Genomic DNA, 14087 nt, shown 5'->3' on the forward strand with positions numbered 1-14087 from the left:
ACGCAACACTCGCGCCCACCCAATCGTAAACTGACAGCTTCACACCATCGACAAAATACAACCACAACAAGGCCACTGCGACATAAACACCACCGTATGCAGCATAGACGCGCCCGCTCGCTGCAGGGTGTAAAGTAAGCAACCAGACAAACAATGCGAGGCTCGCGGCAGCAGGGATTAATAATAAAATCGACCCACCTTTGCGCAACCAAAGATATGGCAAAAAGCAGCCAATAATTTCTGCCAGCGCGGTCACGACATATAACAGCGAAATTTTGAGCATGAATGGCCTATAAGATAATTCGTTAATTAGCAGAGGGCGCCGACAATAATTTCAACCCAATAATGCCGGCAATAATCAGTACAAAACAAAGCAGGCGCAAAACACTTGTATCCTCATTCAATGCGATCATGCCATAAGCTGCTGTGCCTACCGCGCCTATGCCAACCCAAATCGCATAAGCAGTACCTATCGGCAAAGTGCGCACAGATAAAGACAGCAAATACATACTCGCAGCGATAAACAACAGGCAAAACAGGCTCGGCCAAAGCTTAGTAAAACCATCTGTTTTGGGCATGGCGGCCGCGTAAAAAATCTCGCACAAACCTGCGGCGAGCAGATAAATCCAGCCCATCAATTTCCCCTGATACTGTTTGCTTTCGCTCAAAAAAATTAAACCAATCCGGCTTGCCTAAAGCTTCAAAAATTTAGCGTTGAAAGCCCACAATTTTGTGAGTACTCTCTGCAGTGGGCAGACTTTTTACGGTGTCAACCAATAGATGCTGATGCGTCGGCAACTAGCCCAACCTTAAACCGAAAGGTTTAAACGCAGCAGTTACTACACTCAGGCTTTGGTCGCCTGAGTCATTTTCAATATCGGATAACGTACGACGACTTAACCCCACCAATGCTGCGTAATCGTTTTGGTTCATGCCCAGGATTTTTTTACGCAATCGGGTGAGAATTTTTCCTTCGCTTGTTTTACCGTTTAATAAATCCTGCAGACAATCGCGCAAAAAAGCTTCGCGCTCCAAAGGACTGAGCTCTTTCATAAATTGACTCATACCAATTGCCATTGTTTTAATTTTTCGTTGAGAAAATCGAAACCAAATGTAGGTTTTGCGAGTAGCTGTGCAGGCACGCCACGCGCTGCCAATCGCTCGCGTAAATCACTTAATTGTGCAGCCAGTTTACGTAACTCATTAATTACTTGCTCGGGCTCTACTAAGTCACTCAATGCATGTGCAATAGCAATCCAATCAAAACGCCCTGCCTCTTCATAAGGCGAGCCCCAGGTTGTAGTGCGCGTAACACCTTCAGGGTCAGCCTTCATTGGCGCAAAATCATAAATGGGCGATAACCAAATTCCCTGCGGGCGTTTGATAAGTGCGGTATTGCGCCCATGATTATCGGAATTGCCGTACACCACATTTAAAAAATCGCGTTTAACCCATTCACATACAAACGCGGCCTGATCAAATTGTTGCCCTAACTCTTGTACTGAATATTGCAGTCTCATTATCTGAATTAATTCACGCAACACAGAAAAATGATTCAGAAAACTGCCTGGTGCTTTTGCCAGCAGGGAATAAACTGATTCAAGTCCATAGCGCTCACAACGACCCGAGTGAAAACTCACATCAAAACGTGGCAACCATAAAGAAGGATACTGCTCGCCTTCCAACAAACGCATGGATGCAATGTTAATGGTATCCATGCCCAATGCATGAAGCTCATGATAGTAATGATATTCTGCACGCAAAATATCGCAGTCATCCTGGCTGCGTCTTCCGCGCGGAAATTTTACTAAATAATGTTGATCCTGATTGGTCGCATCGTCCTGCCAGGTATCTATCCAGATCTCATCAGCTACAGATGCGCGCACTAATAACTTGGGAGCCTCACCACCAGCTCCAGTCGCACCGCCACTGGCAGCCCCCATAGCTTGAGCGTATTCGAGGAAATCATTTTGGCGTTCAACTACATCCGCAAGTGCAAAACGCATATGCGCTAGCTTGCTGCTTGCGGGCATTACTGGTAAAGCTTCCTTGATGCGCAGATTACCTACCGGTGCGATAGTCCCACGCGCAAGCAATTGCGCGTCTTGTTGGCCAGGCGATAAATGGCCGATACCCAGATGGCTTACCCAATAACGGCGGCTTGCACCGGCTGGCATAATGTCGTCAAGGAATCCGAACCAGGGTTTGCTGCGGTAAGTTTGCATTAAATCAACGGGAAAACGCAGGCTGCAGGCTGCTAGATCATCGCGCCCCATATATTTCAGAGCGTAAGCTTGCGGGTGATAGCCCAATAGACTTTCACTGGTGCGCCCCTGATCAGGTTCAGGTAGGGTCAGCTGTGCTGCATCGTGCCATTGACCTTGGAGATAGGTTTGCAGAGTGAGTTGCATCTCATGTCTCGATGTGCAAAATATTTCTCAATAATAGGACTTTTGGTATTATTTGAGCAATATATTTCTCTTTTTTATAGATATATTAATATTTTGAGTGTTTTTTTGCTCATCATAAAAGCCCAATCGCTCAACAAAATTGAGGTTTGCCGATTAGACTCACTCCCGTTATGCTAGCCAAGGTCTTAATTGCAAAGAATTCTCATGTCCAAACCATCTTATCAATTTGCCTTTGCGGCACTCGTGCTCTGGCTGCTAAGCAGCTGGCTGGGTGCACATGGGCATTTTTGTTTTGATGGGCAGGAGCCGCCGGTATCGGTGCATATGCACATGTTGGGCGATCATCCGCCGCACCATGCCGATGAAGACCATCAGGATGCCGATGTTGATTTGCTGCAATCGGCTATCGCTAAAGTGAAGCTGGACCAAAGTTTAATCCTGCTAGCAGTTGTTGCCCTGTTGTTGGTATTCAAGCCGACGCGGGTGCTGGTCAGCCACTATTCCCCGTTTGTCCCCGCCCATATCCCCTTTGCTCGACCGCTCCTGCGCGCCCCACCTTTTACTGCCTAACCATCTTTCGTGTGAATTGTTCGTTCCGATGAGCTGCAAATGTCGCTCTGATGAATGACGTGCGCCCAACTTGAGAAAAACTGGCAGGATTTGTTATGAAACCCTTGTTATCTGCATTGGTATTGATTGCCAGTGCAACTGCTGCCTGCGCGTCTGCGCAGGAGATCAACCTGCAGCAGGCGCTAAGCCTTAGCTTGCAGCAAAACCCGCAATTGGCGGCCTACCAATTTCGCCGCGCCGCTTTGGTAGGCGAGCAAACTACCGCTGGTTTAAGACCAGAAACCCGTGTCCAACTGGAAGCGGAAAACATCGCCGGTTCAGGTGATTTTAAAGGCGCTGATGCGGCGGAATTAACGCTGTCATTTGCCTCGATTATTGAACTCGGCGGCCAACGTGATAGCCGCCTCGCGGTGACAACCGCCCGCCAGCAGCAGCTTGCGAACGAACAGCGCGTGGCTGTGCTGGATCTGGTCGCGGCGGTGAACTATCGCTTTATCGCTTTGCTAGCGGCGCAGGAACAGGTGCGCTTGGAAGAGGAGGCGCAGCAACTGGCGCAGAATCTGGTCGATAGCCTGGTCAAGCGCGTGCAAGCTGGCAGCACCCCGCAAGCGGAATTGATGCGCGCCCGCGCGGCACATGCCCGCACTGGCATCGCACTGGAAAAAGCTCGCCAGCAAGCCCATGAAGAAGCCTTGCAATTGAGTGCTTACTGGGCCGATCCCACTCCCGACTTCACCCACGCACGCGGTGATTTGTTTGTGCTTACTAACCCAGAAAGTCTCACCAGCTGGAAAGCCCGCCTCGCCCAAAACCCGGATTTGGCATTGCTGGGCGATGAAACCCGCCTGCGCGCTGCCGAGCTTCGCAAAGCCGAAACCGAGGGCAAGTTAGCGCTAGGTTGGAATGCCGGTGTGCGCCAGATACAGGAGAGTAAAGACGCAGCACTGGTTCTCGGTTTAAGCGTTCCGCTGGCAAGTGGCAAACGTGCAAGTGGAGCCATAGCAACCGCGCGCGCCGAGCAAGATGCTGCGCAGTTCGCCGAAGATACCGCCAAATCCCGCCTCGAAATCCGCTTGAACCAAACGTTTGTTGCCCACCAGCAAGCCTGGAGCGAAGTCCAAAGCCTGCGCGAGCGCATTTTGCCGCTGATGCAGGACGCCAGCCGCGCTACTGCTAACGCCTTTGAGCAGGGGCGTTACAGCTCGCTCGAATTGGCGATGGCCCAGCGCGAACTGCTGGATACCCGTGCCGAACTGATCAGCGCTGCCCTGCGCGCCCACGAAACCCATATTGAACTGCAGCGATTGACTGCTTCTAGCCAGCCAGCCGCTACCGAGGTGATCCAATGAATCTTTTTGTAAAAACCTTATTACTCGCACTAACCCTCTGCGCTGCTAACCCATTACTGGCCCATAGCGATCACGACCATGGTCACGGCGAAGAAGAACACGAAGAAGCCGAAGTTGAAAAAGGCCCGCACAATGGCCGCCTATTGGAGAAGGGTGATTTCATCGTGGAATTGGCGATCTTTGAACAAGACGTACCGCCCGAATACCGCGCCTGGGCAACGCTGGGTGGCAAGCCCATCAAACCCGGCGACTGGAAACTGGAGGTAAAACTCTCCCGTCTAGGCGGTAAAACAGACACTTTCCGCTTTGCTCCACAGCAGGATTTTTTGCGTGGACAGGGTGTAGTGAAAGAACCTCATTCCTTTGATGTCAGCGTCACCGCCGTCCACGGCAAGCAGCGCTATCACTGGGATTTCGATTCCTACGAAGGCCGCCTGCAATTACCCGCCAAACTGGCGCAAGCATCGGGTTTAACAACAGCCATTGCCGGTGAAGGTGTGCTACAGGAACGCATCAAACTCTACGGCAATATAGTTGCTGACCCGCTGCGCCTGAGCCATATACAAGCGCGCTACCCCGGCCTGATTCGCTCGGTCAAACCCACTATCGGCATGCGCGTTAAAGCTGGTGACGTGTTGGCGACAGTCGAATCCAATGAAAGCCTACGCGAATATCCGCTGCTGTCGCCAATTGATGGCACAGTCGTAGAACGCCATGCGAATGCCGGTGAATTCAGCGCGGATCGGGTGCTGTTCAGCATCCTTGATGAACGCGTTCTTGAATTGCACCTGCAGGCGTTCCCCACCGATGCCGCCAAAGTCAAAAACGGCCAGGCGATTGTGATCTACGGCAATGATCAGGAGGCACACACCAAAATTGAATACATCACCCCGCGCTATGGCGATACACCCACACTGGAAGTTCACGCGCCGGTCGATAACAGCGCGGGCAATTGGGTGCCCAATCAAGCGGTGGAAGGTTGGGTAAGCATTGCGGAAACACCGGTGGCGGTGCGGATTGAAAATCGCGCGCTGCAAAGCTTTCGCGATTGGCAGGTGGTGTTTATCAAAGTCGGAACCACCTACGAGATCCGCCCACTGGAATTGGGGCGCAGCGATGGCATTTACACCGAAGTCATTAGCGGCCTGAATTCGGGCGACGAATACGTAGTGGAAAACGCCTATGTCCTGAAAGCCGACCTGGAGAAATCCGGGGCGAGCCATGACCACTAAGGACAGGAGATTGCCACTATGATTGACTCAATCCTGCACACTGCCATCGCGCGGCGCTGGCTGGTGCTCGCCGGTGTGGCGGCGCTGATTATTCTCGGCCTGTGGAATTACCAGCGACTGCCCATTGATGCAGTGCCCGATATCACCAACGTCCAGGTGCAAATCAATACCGAAGCACCCGGTTACTCGCCATTGGAAACAGAACAGCGCATCACCTATACGGTGGAAACTGCGCTCGCCGGTTTACCAAAACTGTCTTATACCCGTTCGATTTCACGTTACGGTCTCTCGCAAGTGACAGTCGTGTTTGAAGAGGGCACGGATATTTATTTTGCGCGCAATTTAATTAGCGAACGCATCAGCCAAATCAAATCGTCGCTGCCGGAAAATATTTCACCCACCATGGGGCCCATCGCTACCGGTCTCGGTGAAATTTTTATGTATACGGTGGAAGCAAAAGATACAAAGAAATTCGATGCGATGGCATTGCGCGAATTGCAGGACTGGGTAATTCGTCCGCAATTAATGCAAGTGAAAGGTGTGATTGAAATTAACGCGATTGGTGGTTACACGCGGCAATATCACATCACACCCGATCCGGTGAAATTATTGCAATGGAAACTCAGCTTCGAAGATGTTGTTAGGGCGCTCAACGCCAATAACAATAATCTCGGTGCAGGTTATATCGAGCGCAACGGCCAACAATTGTTAGTGCGCACACCGGGACAATTACAGAGCACCAACGATATTGAAAATGTGATTGTCAGCAATCGCACCGGAGTAAAAGTTCGCATCAGTGATCTTGCACAAGTGGCGATTGGCAAAGAATTGCGCACCGGTGCTGCAACCCAAAACGGCGAAGAAACTGTGTTGGGCACCGCGATGATGTTGATGGGCGAAAACTCACGCACTGTCGCACGCGCACTGGCGATCAAACTGGAAGAAATTAATCGCTCGCTGCCGGAAGGTGTCACTGCAACCGCCGTATATGACCGCACGCAATTGGTTGATAAAACCATCGACACTGTGCAAAAAAACCTGCTTGAAGGTGCATTGCTGGTAATCGCCGTTTTATTTTTATTGCTCGGCAATTTGCGTGCAGCATTGATTACCGCTGCTGTTATTCCCATCAGCATGTTAATGACCATCACCGGTATGGTAGAAGCGGGAGTGTCTGCAAATTTAATGAGTTTGGGCGCGCTCGATTTCGGTTTGATTGTGGACGGCGCCGTGATTATTGTTGAAAACTGTATTCGCCGATTGGGTGAAGCACAACGTGGCTTAAGCCCAACACAAACGCTGGATTTAAAAGCGCGCTTGCAACTCGCTTACGATGCGACCGCTGAAGTCATCCGTCCGAGCTTGTTTGGTGTAGGCATTATCACCCTCGTGTACTTGCCGATTTTCACACTCACCGGTGTGGAAGGAAAAATGTTCCATCCTATGGCAATTACCGTCGTGATCGCATTGACCTCAGCGCTGATTTTATCGATGACGTTTGTGCCGGCGGCTATCGCGCTATTGATGAACGGCAAAATTGCCGAGCATGAAAATCGCGTAATGCGCTGGACGAAAGAGCGCTACCAACCGCTACTGGTTTCCGCATTGAATTACAAAGCGGCGATTCTCGGCACAGCAGTATTGTTGGTGATCGGTTGCTTGTGGCTTTCAACGCGTTTGGGTTCAGAATTTATTCCGCAATTAGACGAAGGCGATATTGCACTGCACGCCTTGCGTATTCCCGGTACCGGTTTGGATCAAGCAGTGGCATTGCAAAGCTTGCTGGAAAATCGCATTAAAGAATTTCCGGAAGTAGAAAAAGTGTTTGCCAAAATCGGTACTGCCGATGTTGCAACCGACCCCATGCCGCCCTCTGTGGCCGACAATTTTGTGATCCTCAAACCACGCGACCAATGGCCAGATCCCAAACGCCCCAAACAGGATTTGGTCGACGCCATTGAAGAGGCGGTGCGCGAATTACCGGGCAACAATTATGAATTCACCCAACCGATCCAAATGCGTTTTAACGAATTAATTTCCGGAGTGCGTTCAGATCTCGGTATTAAAGTGGTGGGCGATGATCTCGAACAATTACAAAAATCCGCCGCAGAAATTCTGGAAGTGCTGGAAAAAATTCCCGGCGCAGCCGATGCGCGTATGGAACAAGTCACAGGTTTACCGGTGCTAACCATCACACCCAAACGTCGCCAACTTGCCGCTTATGGATTAAGTGTGGATCAAGTGCAGGATTTTATCGCCGCTGCAATAGCGGGAGAAAATGCTGGTTTGATGTATGAAGGGGATCGTCGCTTTGAAATTGTAGTGCGCTTGCCGGAAAAGTTGCGCACCGATTTACTGGCACTGGAACGCCTGCCAATTCCCACTGAAGGTGAGCCGGGTTTTGTACCGCTCAACGAAGTTGCCACTATTGAATTAGCGCCCGCGCCCAATCAAATCAGTCGTGAAAATGGCAAGCGCCAAATCATCGTCACCGCTAATGTGCGTGGCCGCGATCTGGGTTCGTTTGTCAGCGATGTGCAAACGAAAATCAACCAGCAAGTGAAATTACCCGCCGGTTATTGGCTGGATTACGGCGGCACCTTTGAGCAGCTTGAATCCGCGAGTAAACGTTTGGCAATCGTAGTACCACTCACGTTGTTAATGGTGATTGCACTCTTAGTGATGGCTTTCGGCTCACTAAAAGATGCACTAATTATTTTTACCGGCGTACCGCTCGCGCTAACTGGTGGCGTACTCGCACTCTGGTTACGCGATATGCCACTGTCCATGTCCGCCGGTGTCGGCTTTATTGCGCTATCAGGAATTGCGGTATTAAATGGCTTGGTAATGCTCGCGTTCATCCGCCAGCTTTATCACCAATCCGGCGATTTAATTAACGCTATTATCGAGGGTGCATTAACACGCTTGCGCCCGGTATTAATGACCGCATTGGTTGCCAGTTTGGGCTTTGTGCCCATGGCATTTAATGTAGGGATTGGCGCAGAAGTACAGCGACCACTCGCAACGGTAGTAATCGGCGGAATTATTTCTTCCACATTATTAACGCTGGTGATATTGCCAGTATTGTATGGGCTGGTTCACGGACAAAAAAAATCGGTTCGAAAATTCAGTAAGTAATTTATTCTTCATCGGGAAACTAGTAAGCTCCCGCATCCATGTTAGAAGTAACATGGATGCGGTATTTAATGCCAACTTGTTCGTCTCCCACTCTGATTAAATTCTTGATAAGGAAGTCATATGACTAATATCCTGCGGACAGGCAGTAAAGGGCCTGATGTTAAAAAATTGCAAGAACTACTCAATACCACTCTCCTTTTAAATCCTGCTCTTAAAATTGATGGTGACTTCGGTCGAGCGACAAATGAGGCGGTAAAGCGCTTTCAAGCTGAAAAAGGCTTGGGTATCGATGGCGTTGTTGGTCCCAAAACATGGAAAGCCCTAGGTTTCAAAGAAAGTAATAAAAACTCTGGTATAACAAAGGCATCGCCGCAAGCTATCAACCCGGTTATTGTGTTGAATAGCAGTTGGATGAAAATTGCGAACAAAGAAATTGGACAAAAAGAGGTTGGTGGGAAGGGGAGTAATCCTCGCATTATTAAGTATCATGCATCTACAACATTAAAATCCAAATCTGACGAAACACCATGGTGCTCATCGTTTGTTAATTGGGTAATAAAAGAAGCTGGTATGCAAGGCACTAACTCGGCGGCAGCAGCCAGTTGGTTAGCCTGGGGTGAAAAATCTTCGGCGAAAAATGGCGCCATCACGATAATCCGTAACTCGAACGCAGCCAACTCAAGCCTAACAAGCTCTGGAAATCATGTTGGATTTCTCATACAAGAAACCGCAACTCATTACGAGCTGCTAGGTGGAAATCAAAGTAACCGAGTGAGGACTACATTCTATCCAAAAAGCAGTTGGACATTGAGAGGTTATCGATGGCCCAAAAAATCTGAGGTAACTGTATGAATTCATTTTTAAGAGCAATATCATTTTTTATATTAATTATTTCATCCGGGTGCGCGTCTGGAAAATCTGATAATTCCTTTCAAATATTTTGGATGGAATTTAGGGCTGCGGCTATCCATAATGATTATAAAAGTCTTGAAAAATTTACGAAATTTCCTCTTGAGATAAGGGGGCCTGATGATTCAATGCCTACTGAATATTTTAAAAAGGATGATTTCAAAGATGTGTTTAGCCGGCTTATGCAACAAAAGACTTATTTACCACATGATGATGATAGCTTGATTGAAACCAGCATGAGGGAAATTGTTGACAATACTCAGCTTATATCAGATGCGAAGGAAGGTGAAGAGTACCAGATAGAACAGCTGGTCTTTGAGTACGTGAATGGCAAATGGTTGTTCACCAAAGCTTATTTAGACGAGTAATAATAAATTTAAATCCCTTCGGTGCACAAATCGCTGTTAACCCCCCGGCCAAAGCCGGGGGTTTTTATTTAATGGAACTACATTTTTACTATTACTGCAATGCTCAAGGAGCTCGCACTTCGCCACATGCGCTGAGAATTTTTACCGGCGCGCCCCTTGCACTCTGGCTGGGAGGCATGCGTTTATCCATGTCCGCCGATGTTGGCTTATTGCGCTATTCAGGCATTGCGGTAGTAATCGACGGAATTATCTCCTCCACACTGCTAACCTTGTTGGTATTACCAGTGTTGTATGCGCTGGTGCATCGCAAGAAAAGCTAATCTGTAACTGTTAAAAGTGGTGGGAAATTTTATGAGTCTAACAAAATACAAACTTAAGATAGTTTGCGTGTTTTTTATAACTTTTCTCACCGCTTGTGGCGGTGGTGGCTCTTCGTCAGGGTCATCGCCATCATCAAACACTTCAACACCGGTGGCGTCCAGCAGCGGACAATCATCAATAGCGACTAGCATCAGCGTTTCATCTGCGTCTGTAAGTTCTGCGCATAGCTCGTCATCGAGCTTGGTAAGCAGCTTCGCATCTTTATCGTCGCAATCAAAATCCAGTGTTGGTTCCTCAGCAGATAACTTGGTAAATATCCCACTACAAAGCAAAATTACTAAAGTTCAGCCGATGACCGGAATTGTGTTGTGGGCTGAGTCGTATAATGGAACCGCATTAAAAACCGATGACCAATATATCCAGCTTGAATACGCGTACGTGCGTCCGAGTGATGTGGTTACTGGCGATAACATCTACAACTGGAATGCCGTCGATAATTTATTGGAGCAGATTCGCGCGCGTGGTAACCAGGCGATTTTGCGTTGGTACTATGTTTATCCCGGTCGCGAAACCGCTGTGCCTTCCTATATAAAAGCTCGCTCTGATTATCATGAAACAACCGGTATGACTGAAGGGCAATTAACGCATTTTCCGGATTGGTCTAATACAAAATTACAACAAGCCACACTCGATTTTTACACTGCATTTGCAGCCCGCTATGACCATGATCCGCGCATCGCATTTGTACAAGCTGGCTTTGGTTTGTGGGGCGAGTACCATATTTATGAGCCAGGTGAAAATTTGGGCGTAAACTTTCCATCCAAGGCTTACCAGAAAACTTTTTTGCAACATCTTGATCAGGTATTCACTGAATTACAATGGAGTATCTCGATTGATGCAGGAGATAGCGACAATTCACCTATCGCTACAGATGCAAGTTTACTAGCGCTGCAATTTGGCAATTTTGATGATTCGTTTATGCACAAGGATCACGCCGATTACAACAAAAGTATGTGGACTGTATTTGGTTATACGCAGCGTTATAAACACTCACCTCACGGTGGCGAGCTGAGTTACTACTCTGATTTCGACCAAAAGAACGCGCTCAATGTTGCCGGGATGTATGGCCGCACTTATGAAACATTGAGCAAACAATTTTTCATCACCTACATGATCGGCAATGACCAACCCGAATATCAATCCAATGAGCGAATTAAACAAGCGGGTATGGCAAATGGTTATAAATTCCATATCACTGAATTCAAAGCATCACTTTCGCATTCGCGCATTACCGTCACTAATCGCGGTATCGCACCTATTTATTACGATGCGTTTGTTACGATCAACGGCGTGCGCGCGCAACAGTCGCTAAAAGGTTTGCTACCCGATCAATCGCTCACGGTTGATATTGATAGCGGCGGAGTACAACCTTTATTGACGATTGAAAGTGATCGCTTGGTAAATGGACAAAAAATCCAATTTGAAGCAAATTTGTAAATACAGGAGCAGACCATGAGTGCAAGTTGCTGTAGTCACGATCACGAACCGTCAAGCAAACCCGATCCCAAATATCGTCGTATTTTGTGGATTGCATTAATCGTGAATTTCGCGATGTTTGTGGTTGAAATTATTTTCAGCCTGCAAGTGAATTCTGTTTCTCTGCTTGCCGACTCTATCGACTTCCTGGGTGACGCTGCCAACTACGGCATCAGCCTCTGGGTGTTGGCGATGAGTGTCAGGGCGCGCGCAACTGCATCGCTTTTTAAAGCCGCCTGTATGGCGCTGTTCGGAATTATTGTGTTGGTGCATGCCGTGTGGAACGCAATTGTCGGTGTGGTGCCCGATGCCCAAACCATGAGCGTCATTGGTCTGCTCGCACTCGCCGCCAACCTCGGTGTGGCCTGGTTGCTGTATGCCTACCGCAACGGCGACAGCAATATGCGTAGCGTGTGGCTGTGTACCCGCAACGATGCACTGGGCAACATTGCCGTCGTCCTCGCCGCTATCGGCGTATTCGGCACCGGTACGGCTTGGCCGGATTTAATTGTTGCGGTGATCATGGCCTCATTGGCATTAACCGCCGCCAAGCAGATAGTGGTCCAAGCGCGTAAGGAACTCCAACGTCACCATTAATAATTCCAATAAATTTTAGATAGTGAGATAGCCCTAATATAAAAACCCCCGGACAGATCACTCTATCCGGGGGTTTTTATTAAGAAATAATTTATTTAATTGCGTTTCCATTAATGGTCCCAGAAACTAGTTCTGTGACATCACCATCAGCCTCAGTACGTACAGAAACACCGGTGTTCACTGTAATCCAGGTGGTAGATACACCGGTACTGGTGGCTCCAGATGCTGTGGTCTTCGTACTAGTCTCAAAACGGCAAGTGTTAAATGTACCAGCAGGCACAGTAACTGATTCAGTGCCTTTAAAGGTGACTGTACTTTCATGTTCACTGGTTACTGTAACCGGGAACCCCATTACTACTGTCTTTGTCCCAATAGAGTAACTTTGGGTATAGCTTTCACCCGCAGCTAAATCAAAACGCTCGATGCGCTCAGGTGTAATTGTGAGCTCGCTACTGGAAGCTATAGGTGCGGTAGTCTCGACAATACTGCCGTAATAGCTAAAACGTTTTGTGTTGTTATCAACTTTCAAATAACTTTTGGTTGTCGAAGTAGAAGGCGCATCGCCTGTCGCTTGTGTCGTGCTCGCAGACTCAACCGCGGATTTGCCATTGAATGTTGCGCTGCCTTTAACTTCTATATCAGAGGAAAAATTCACCATAGCAGTAGAACCACCATCCGTAGTTTTGTAGTTCAATACTATATGGGTACCTTGTTTCACTACATCGGGATTAAAGCAAGACGCCGCATTACCAGTACCACTTCCACCACCTGTCGCTTTTGGTGGAATCGCATTGAAATTACCGTCCTTCACCAAATTTAATAAATCGGCGTAACTCGAAAGGGTGCTAGATGAATCTATGGCCGCTTGTAACTGATCTAATAATTGATCCCAAGCGTCACCAATTTGGAAGCTAATAGTGAAGGGATCAAAATTACCTGCAGGTAAACTGTAGGTTGCATTGGTCAAGACAGTTTTCAAATTGTTTTGCGCAGCCTGTAACTGGGTACTGTCAATTTGCCAACTAGTGCTTTGAAACCAGGCTGAAGGAAGTTGTGTGGACGCACTCGCGATTAATAAATCTGTCAGTGGAGTGATATTCACAGTTCCTGAGGTTAATGCATAGCTATGCAAGGTTACCACCGGAGTACCACCTGCGATTTGTAGTGCACAAGGAAGCGACGCCAATGGCAAACTTCCTGAAAACGCACCCTGAGCATTGGTGGTTACGGTTTGGGTAAACCCGCTACCGTTTGCACATTTTGCGATAACTGTACCATTAACAATAGCCGCACCTACTGCCGCTGTACCCGTTAAAGTGACATTCGCTACGCTGCTTGCAGCGGCAGAACTAGCCGGAACTGAGGATATACCGCTGCTTGACGCAGGTACTCCTCCTGCAGATGAATTGGCTTCGCTGGAACTGGCGGGTACAGAGCTAACTGGAATACTGGACGCTGCTATGCTGCTAGCAGCAACACTTGATGGTGCTGTACTGGAGGGAGCTGTACTCGAAGGCGCAATGCTACTGGCCGCAGCTGATGAAACAGAACTACTGAAAGAGCTGGTTGGCTTTTTCTTGTTGTCATCACTGCCACATCCAACCAGTAATAGACCCACAATAATTCCAGCTACAGGACTGATATTTACTCTCATGA

The 14087-nt window shown here is 48.3% G+C and carries 14 protein-coding genes; 9 read left to right on the forward strand and 5 right to left on the reverse strand.

Going from position 1 to position 14087, the window contains the following annotated elements; all coding sequences use genetic code 11:
* The 4 genes from AAGC78_RS09590 to AAGC78_RS09605 form a co-directional block, all read right to left on the reverse strand.
* A partial coding sequence (locus AAGC78_RS09590; RefSeq protein WP_435783850.1) for a YnfA family protein occupies window positions 1–283 on the reverse strand: 283 nt, incomplete at its 3' end.
* Between the two features lie 22 nt (window positions 284–305).
* A complete protein-coding gene (locus AAGC78_RS09595) occupies window positions 306–668 on the reverse strand; it encodes a DMT family transporter (RefSeq protein ID WP_435783851.1) in 363 nt (120 codons plus the stop codon).
* Window positions 669–798: 130 nt separating this feature from the next.
* The gene (locus AAGC78_RS09600; protein WP_435783852.1) at window positions 799–1053 is read right to left on the reverse strand and encodes a helix-turn-helix domain-containing protein; all 255 of its coding nucleotides are present in this window, start codon (window positions 1051–1053) and stop codon (window positions 799–801) included.
* A gap of 8 nt (window positions 1054–1061) precedes the next feature.
* On the reverse strand, window positions 1062–2411 hold the full coding sequence (locus AAGC78_RS09605; protein ID WP_435783853.1) for a type II toxin-antitoxin system HipA family toxin: 1350 nt from the start codon (window positions 2409–2411) through the stop codon (window positions 1062–1064).
* Window positions 2412–2615: 204 nt separating this feature from the next.
* Between AAGC78_RS09605 and AAGC78_RS09610 the strand changes: the two genes are divergently transcribed.
* The 9 genes from AAGC78_RS09610 (at window position 2616) to AAGC78_RS09650 (ending at window position 12431) form a co-directional block, all read left to right on the forward strand.
* Complete coding sequence (locus tag AAGC78_RS09610) at window positions 2616–2981, forward strand: hypothetical protein (RefSeq protein ID WP_435783854.1); 366 nt, start codon at window positions 2616–2618, stop codon at window positions 2979–2981.
* A 95-nt stretch (window positions 2982–3076) separates the two neighbouring features.
* Window positions 3077–4330 carry a TolC family protein gene (locus AAGC78_RS09615; protein ID WP_435783855.1) on the forward strand — a complete coding sequence of 418 codons (1254 nt, stop codon included), beginning with the start codon at window positions 3077–3079 and terminating at the stop codon, window positions 4328–4330.
* The gene (locus tag AAGC78_RS09620) at window positions 4327–5562 is read left to right on the forward strand and encodes an efflux RND transporter periplasmic adaptor subunit (RefSeq protein ID WP_435783856.1); all 1236 of its coding nucleotides are present in this window, start codon (window positions 4327–4329) and stop codon (window positions 5560–5562) included. The genes AAGC78_RS09615 and AAGC78_RS09620 overlap by 4 nt, the downstream gene beginning before the upstream one ends.
* Before the next feature lie 18 nt (window positions 5563–5580).
* Complete coding sequence (locus AAGC78_RS09625; RefSeq protein WP_435783857.1) at window positions 5581–8700, forward strand: efflux RND transporter permease subunit; 3120 nt, start codon at window positions 5581–5583, stop codon at window positions 8698–8700.
* 120 nt (window positions 8701–8820) lie between these two features.
* On the forward strand, window positions 8821–9552 hold the full coding sequence (locus tag AAGC78_RS09630) for a TIGR02594 family protein (protein ID WP_435783858.1): 732 nt from the start codon (window positions 8821–8823) through the stop codon (window positions 9550–9552).
* Complete coding sequence (locus tag AAGC78_RS09635; protein ID WP_435783859.1) at window positions 9549–9977, forward strand: hypothetical protein; 429 nt, start codon at window positions 9549–9551, stop codon at window positions 9975–9977. Before AAGC78_RS09630 ends, AAGC78_RS09635 begins: the two co-directional genes overlap by 4 nt.
* Window positions 9978–10153: 176 nt before the next feature.
* Entirely contained in the window at window positions 10154–10297 is a 144-nt protein-coding gene (locus AAGC78_RS09640) for a hypothetical protein (RefSeq protein ID WP_435783860.1), read from the forward strand.
* Between the two features lie 67 nt (window positions 10298–10364).
* Entirely contained in the window at window positions 10365–11795 is a 1431-nt protein-coding gene (locus AAGC78_RS09645; protein WP_435783861.1) for a hypothetical protein, read from the forward strand.
* Between the two features lie 15 nt (window positions 11796–11810).
* Window positions 11811–12431: a cation transporter gene (locus AAGC78_RS09650; RefSeq protein WP_435783862.1), complete on the forward strand. Its 621-nt coding sequence runs from the start codon at window positions 11811–11813 to the stop codon at window positions 12429–12431.
* Between the two features lie 91 nt (window positions 12432–12522).
* Here the strand turns inward: AAGC78_RS09650 and AAGC78_RS09655 are convergent, their stop codons facing one another.
* Entirely contained in the window at window positions 12523–14085 is a 1563-nt protein-coding gene (locus tag AAGC78_RS09655; RefSeq protein ID WP_435783863.1) for a TapB family protein, read from the reverse strand.
* Between the last annotated feature and the right edge of the window lie 2 nt (window positions 14086–14087).

It is taken from the genome of Cellvibrio sp. (assembly GCF_039207905.1).
Taxonomy (GTDB): Bacteria; Pseudomonadota; Gammaproteobacteria; order Pseudomonadales; family Cellvibrionaceae; genus Cellvibrio.

Bases quoted from the DNA above. Each gene is read 5' to 3' on its own strand.
- AAGC78_RS09650 (WP_435783862.1), top strand. From the start codon at position 11,811: ATGAGTGCAAGTTGCTGTAGTCACGATCACGAACCGTCAAGCAAACCC.
- AAGC78_RS09630 (WP_435783858.1), top strand. From the start codon at position 8,821: ATGACTAATATCCTGCGGACAGGCAGTAAAGGGCCTGATGTTAAAAAA.
- AAGC78_RS09620 (WP_435783856.1), top strand. From the start codon at position 4,327: ATGAATCTTTTTGTAAAAACCTTATTACTCGCACTAACCCTCTGCGCT.
- AAGC78_RS09655 (WP_435783863.1), bottom strand. From the start codon at position 14,085: ATGAGAGTAAATATCAGTCCTGTAGCTGGAATTATTGTGGGTCTATTA.
- AAGC78_RS09635 (WP_435783859.1), top strand. From the start codon at position 9,549: ATGAATTCATTTTTAAGAGCAATATCATTTTTTATATTAATTATTTCA.
- AAGC78_RS09625 (WP_435783857.1), top strand. From the start codon at position 5,581: ATGATTGACTCAATCCTGCACACTGCCATCGCGCGGCGCTGGCTGGTG.
- AAGC78_RS09605 (WP_435783853.1), bottom strand. From the start codon at position 2,411: ATGCAACTCACTCTGCAAACCTATCTCCAAGGTCAATGGCACGATGCA.
- AAGC78_RS09600 (WP_435783852.1), bottom strand. From the start codon at position 1,053: ATGAAAGAGCTCAGTCCTTTGGAGCGCGAAGCTTTTTTGCGCGATTGT.
- AAGC78_RS09640 (WP_435783860.1), top strand. From the start codon at position 10,154: ATGCGTTTATCCATGTCCGCCGATGTTGGCTTATTGCGCTATTCAGGC.
- AAGC78_RS09610 (WP_435783854.1), top strand. From the start codon at position 2,616: ATGTCCAAACCATCTTATCAATTTGCCTTTGCGGCACTCGTGCTCTGG.
- AAGC78_RS09615 (WP_435783855.1), top strand. From the start codon at position 3,077: ATGAAACCCTTGTTATCTGCATTGGTATTGATTGCCAGTGCAACTGCT.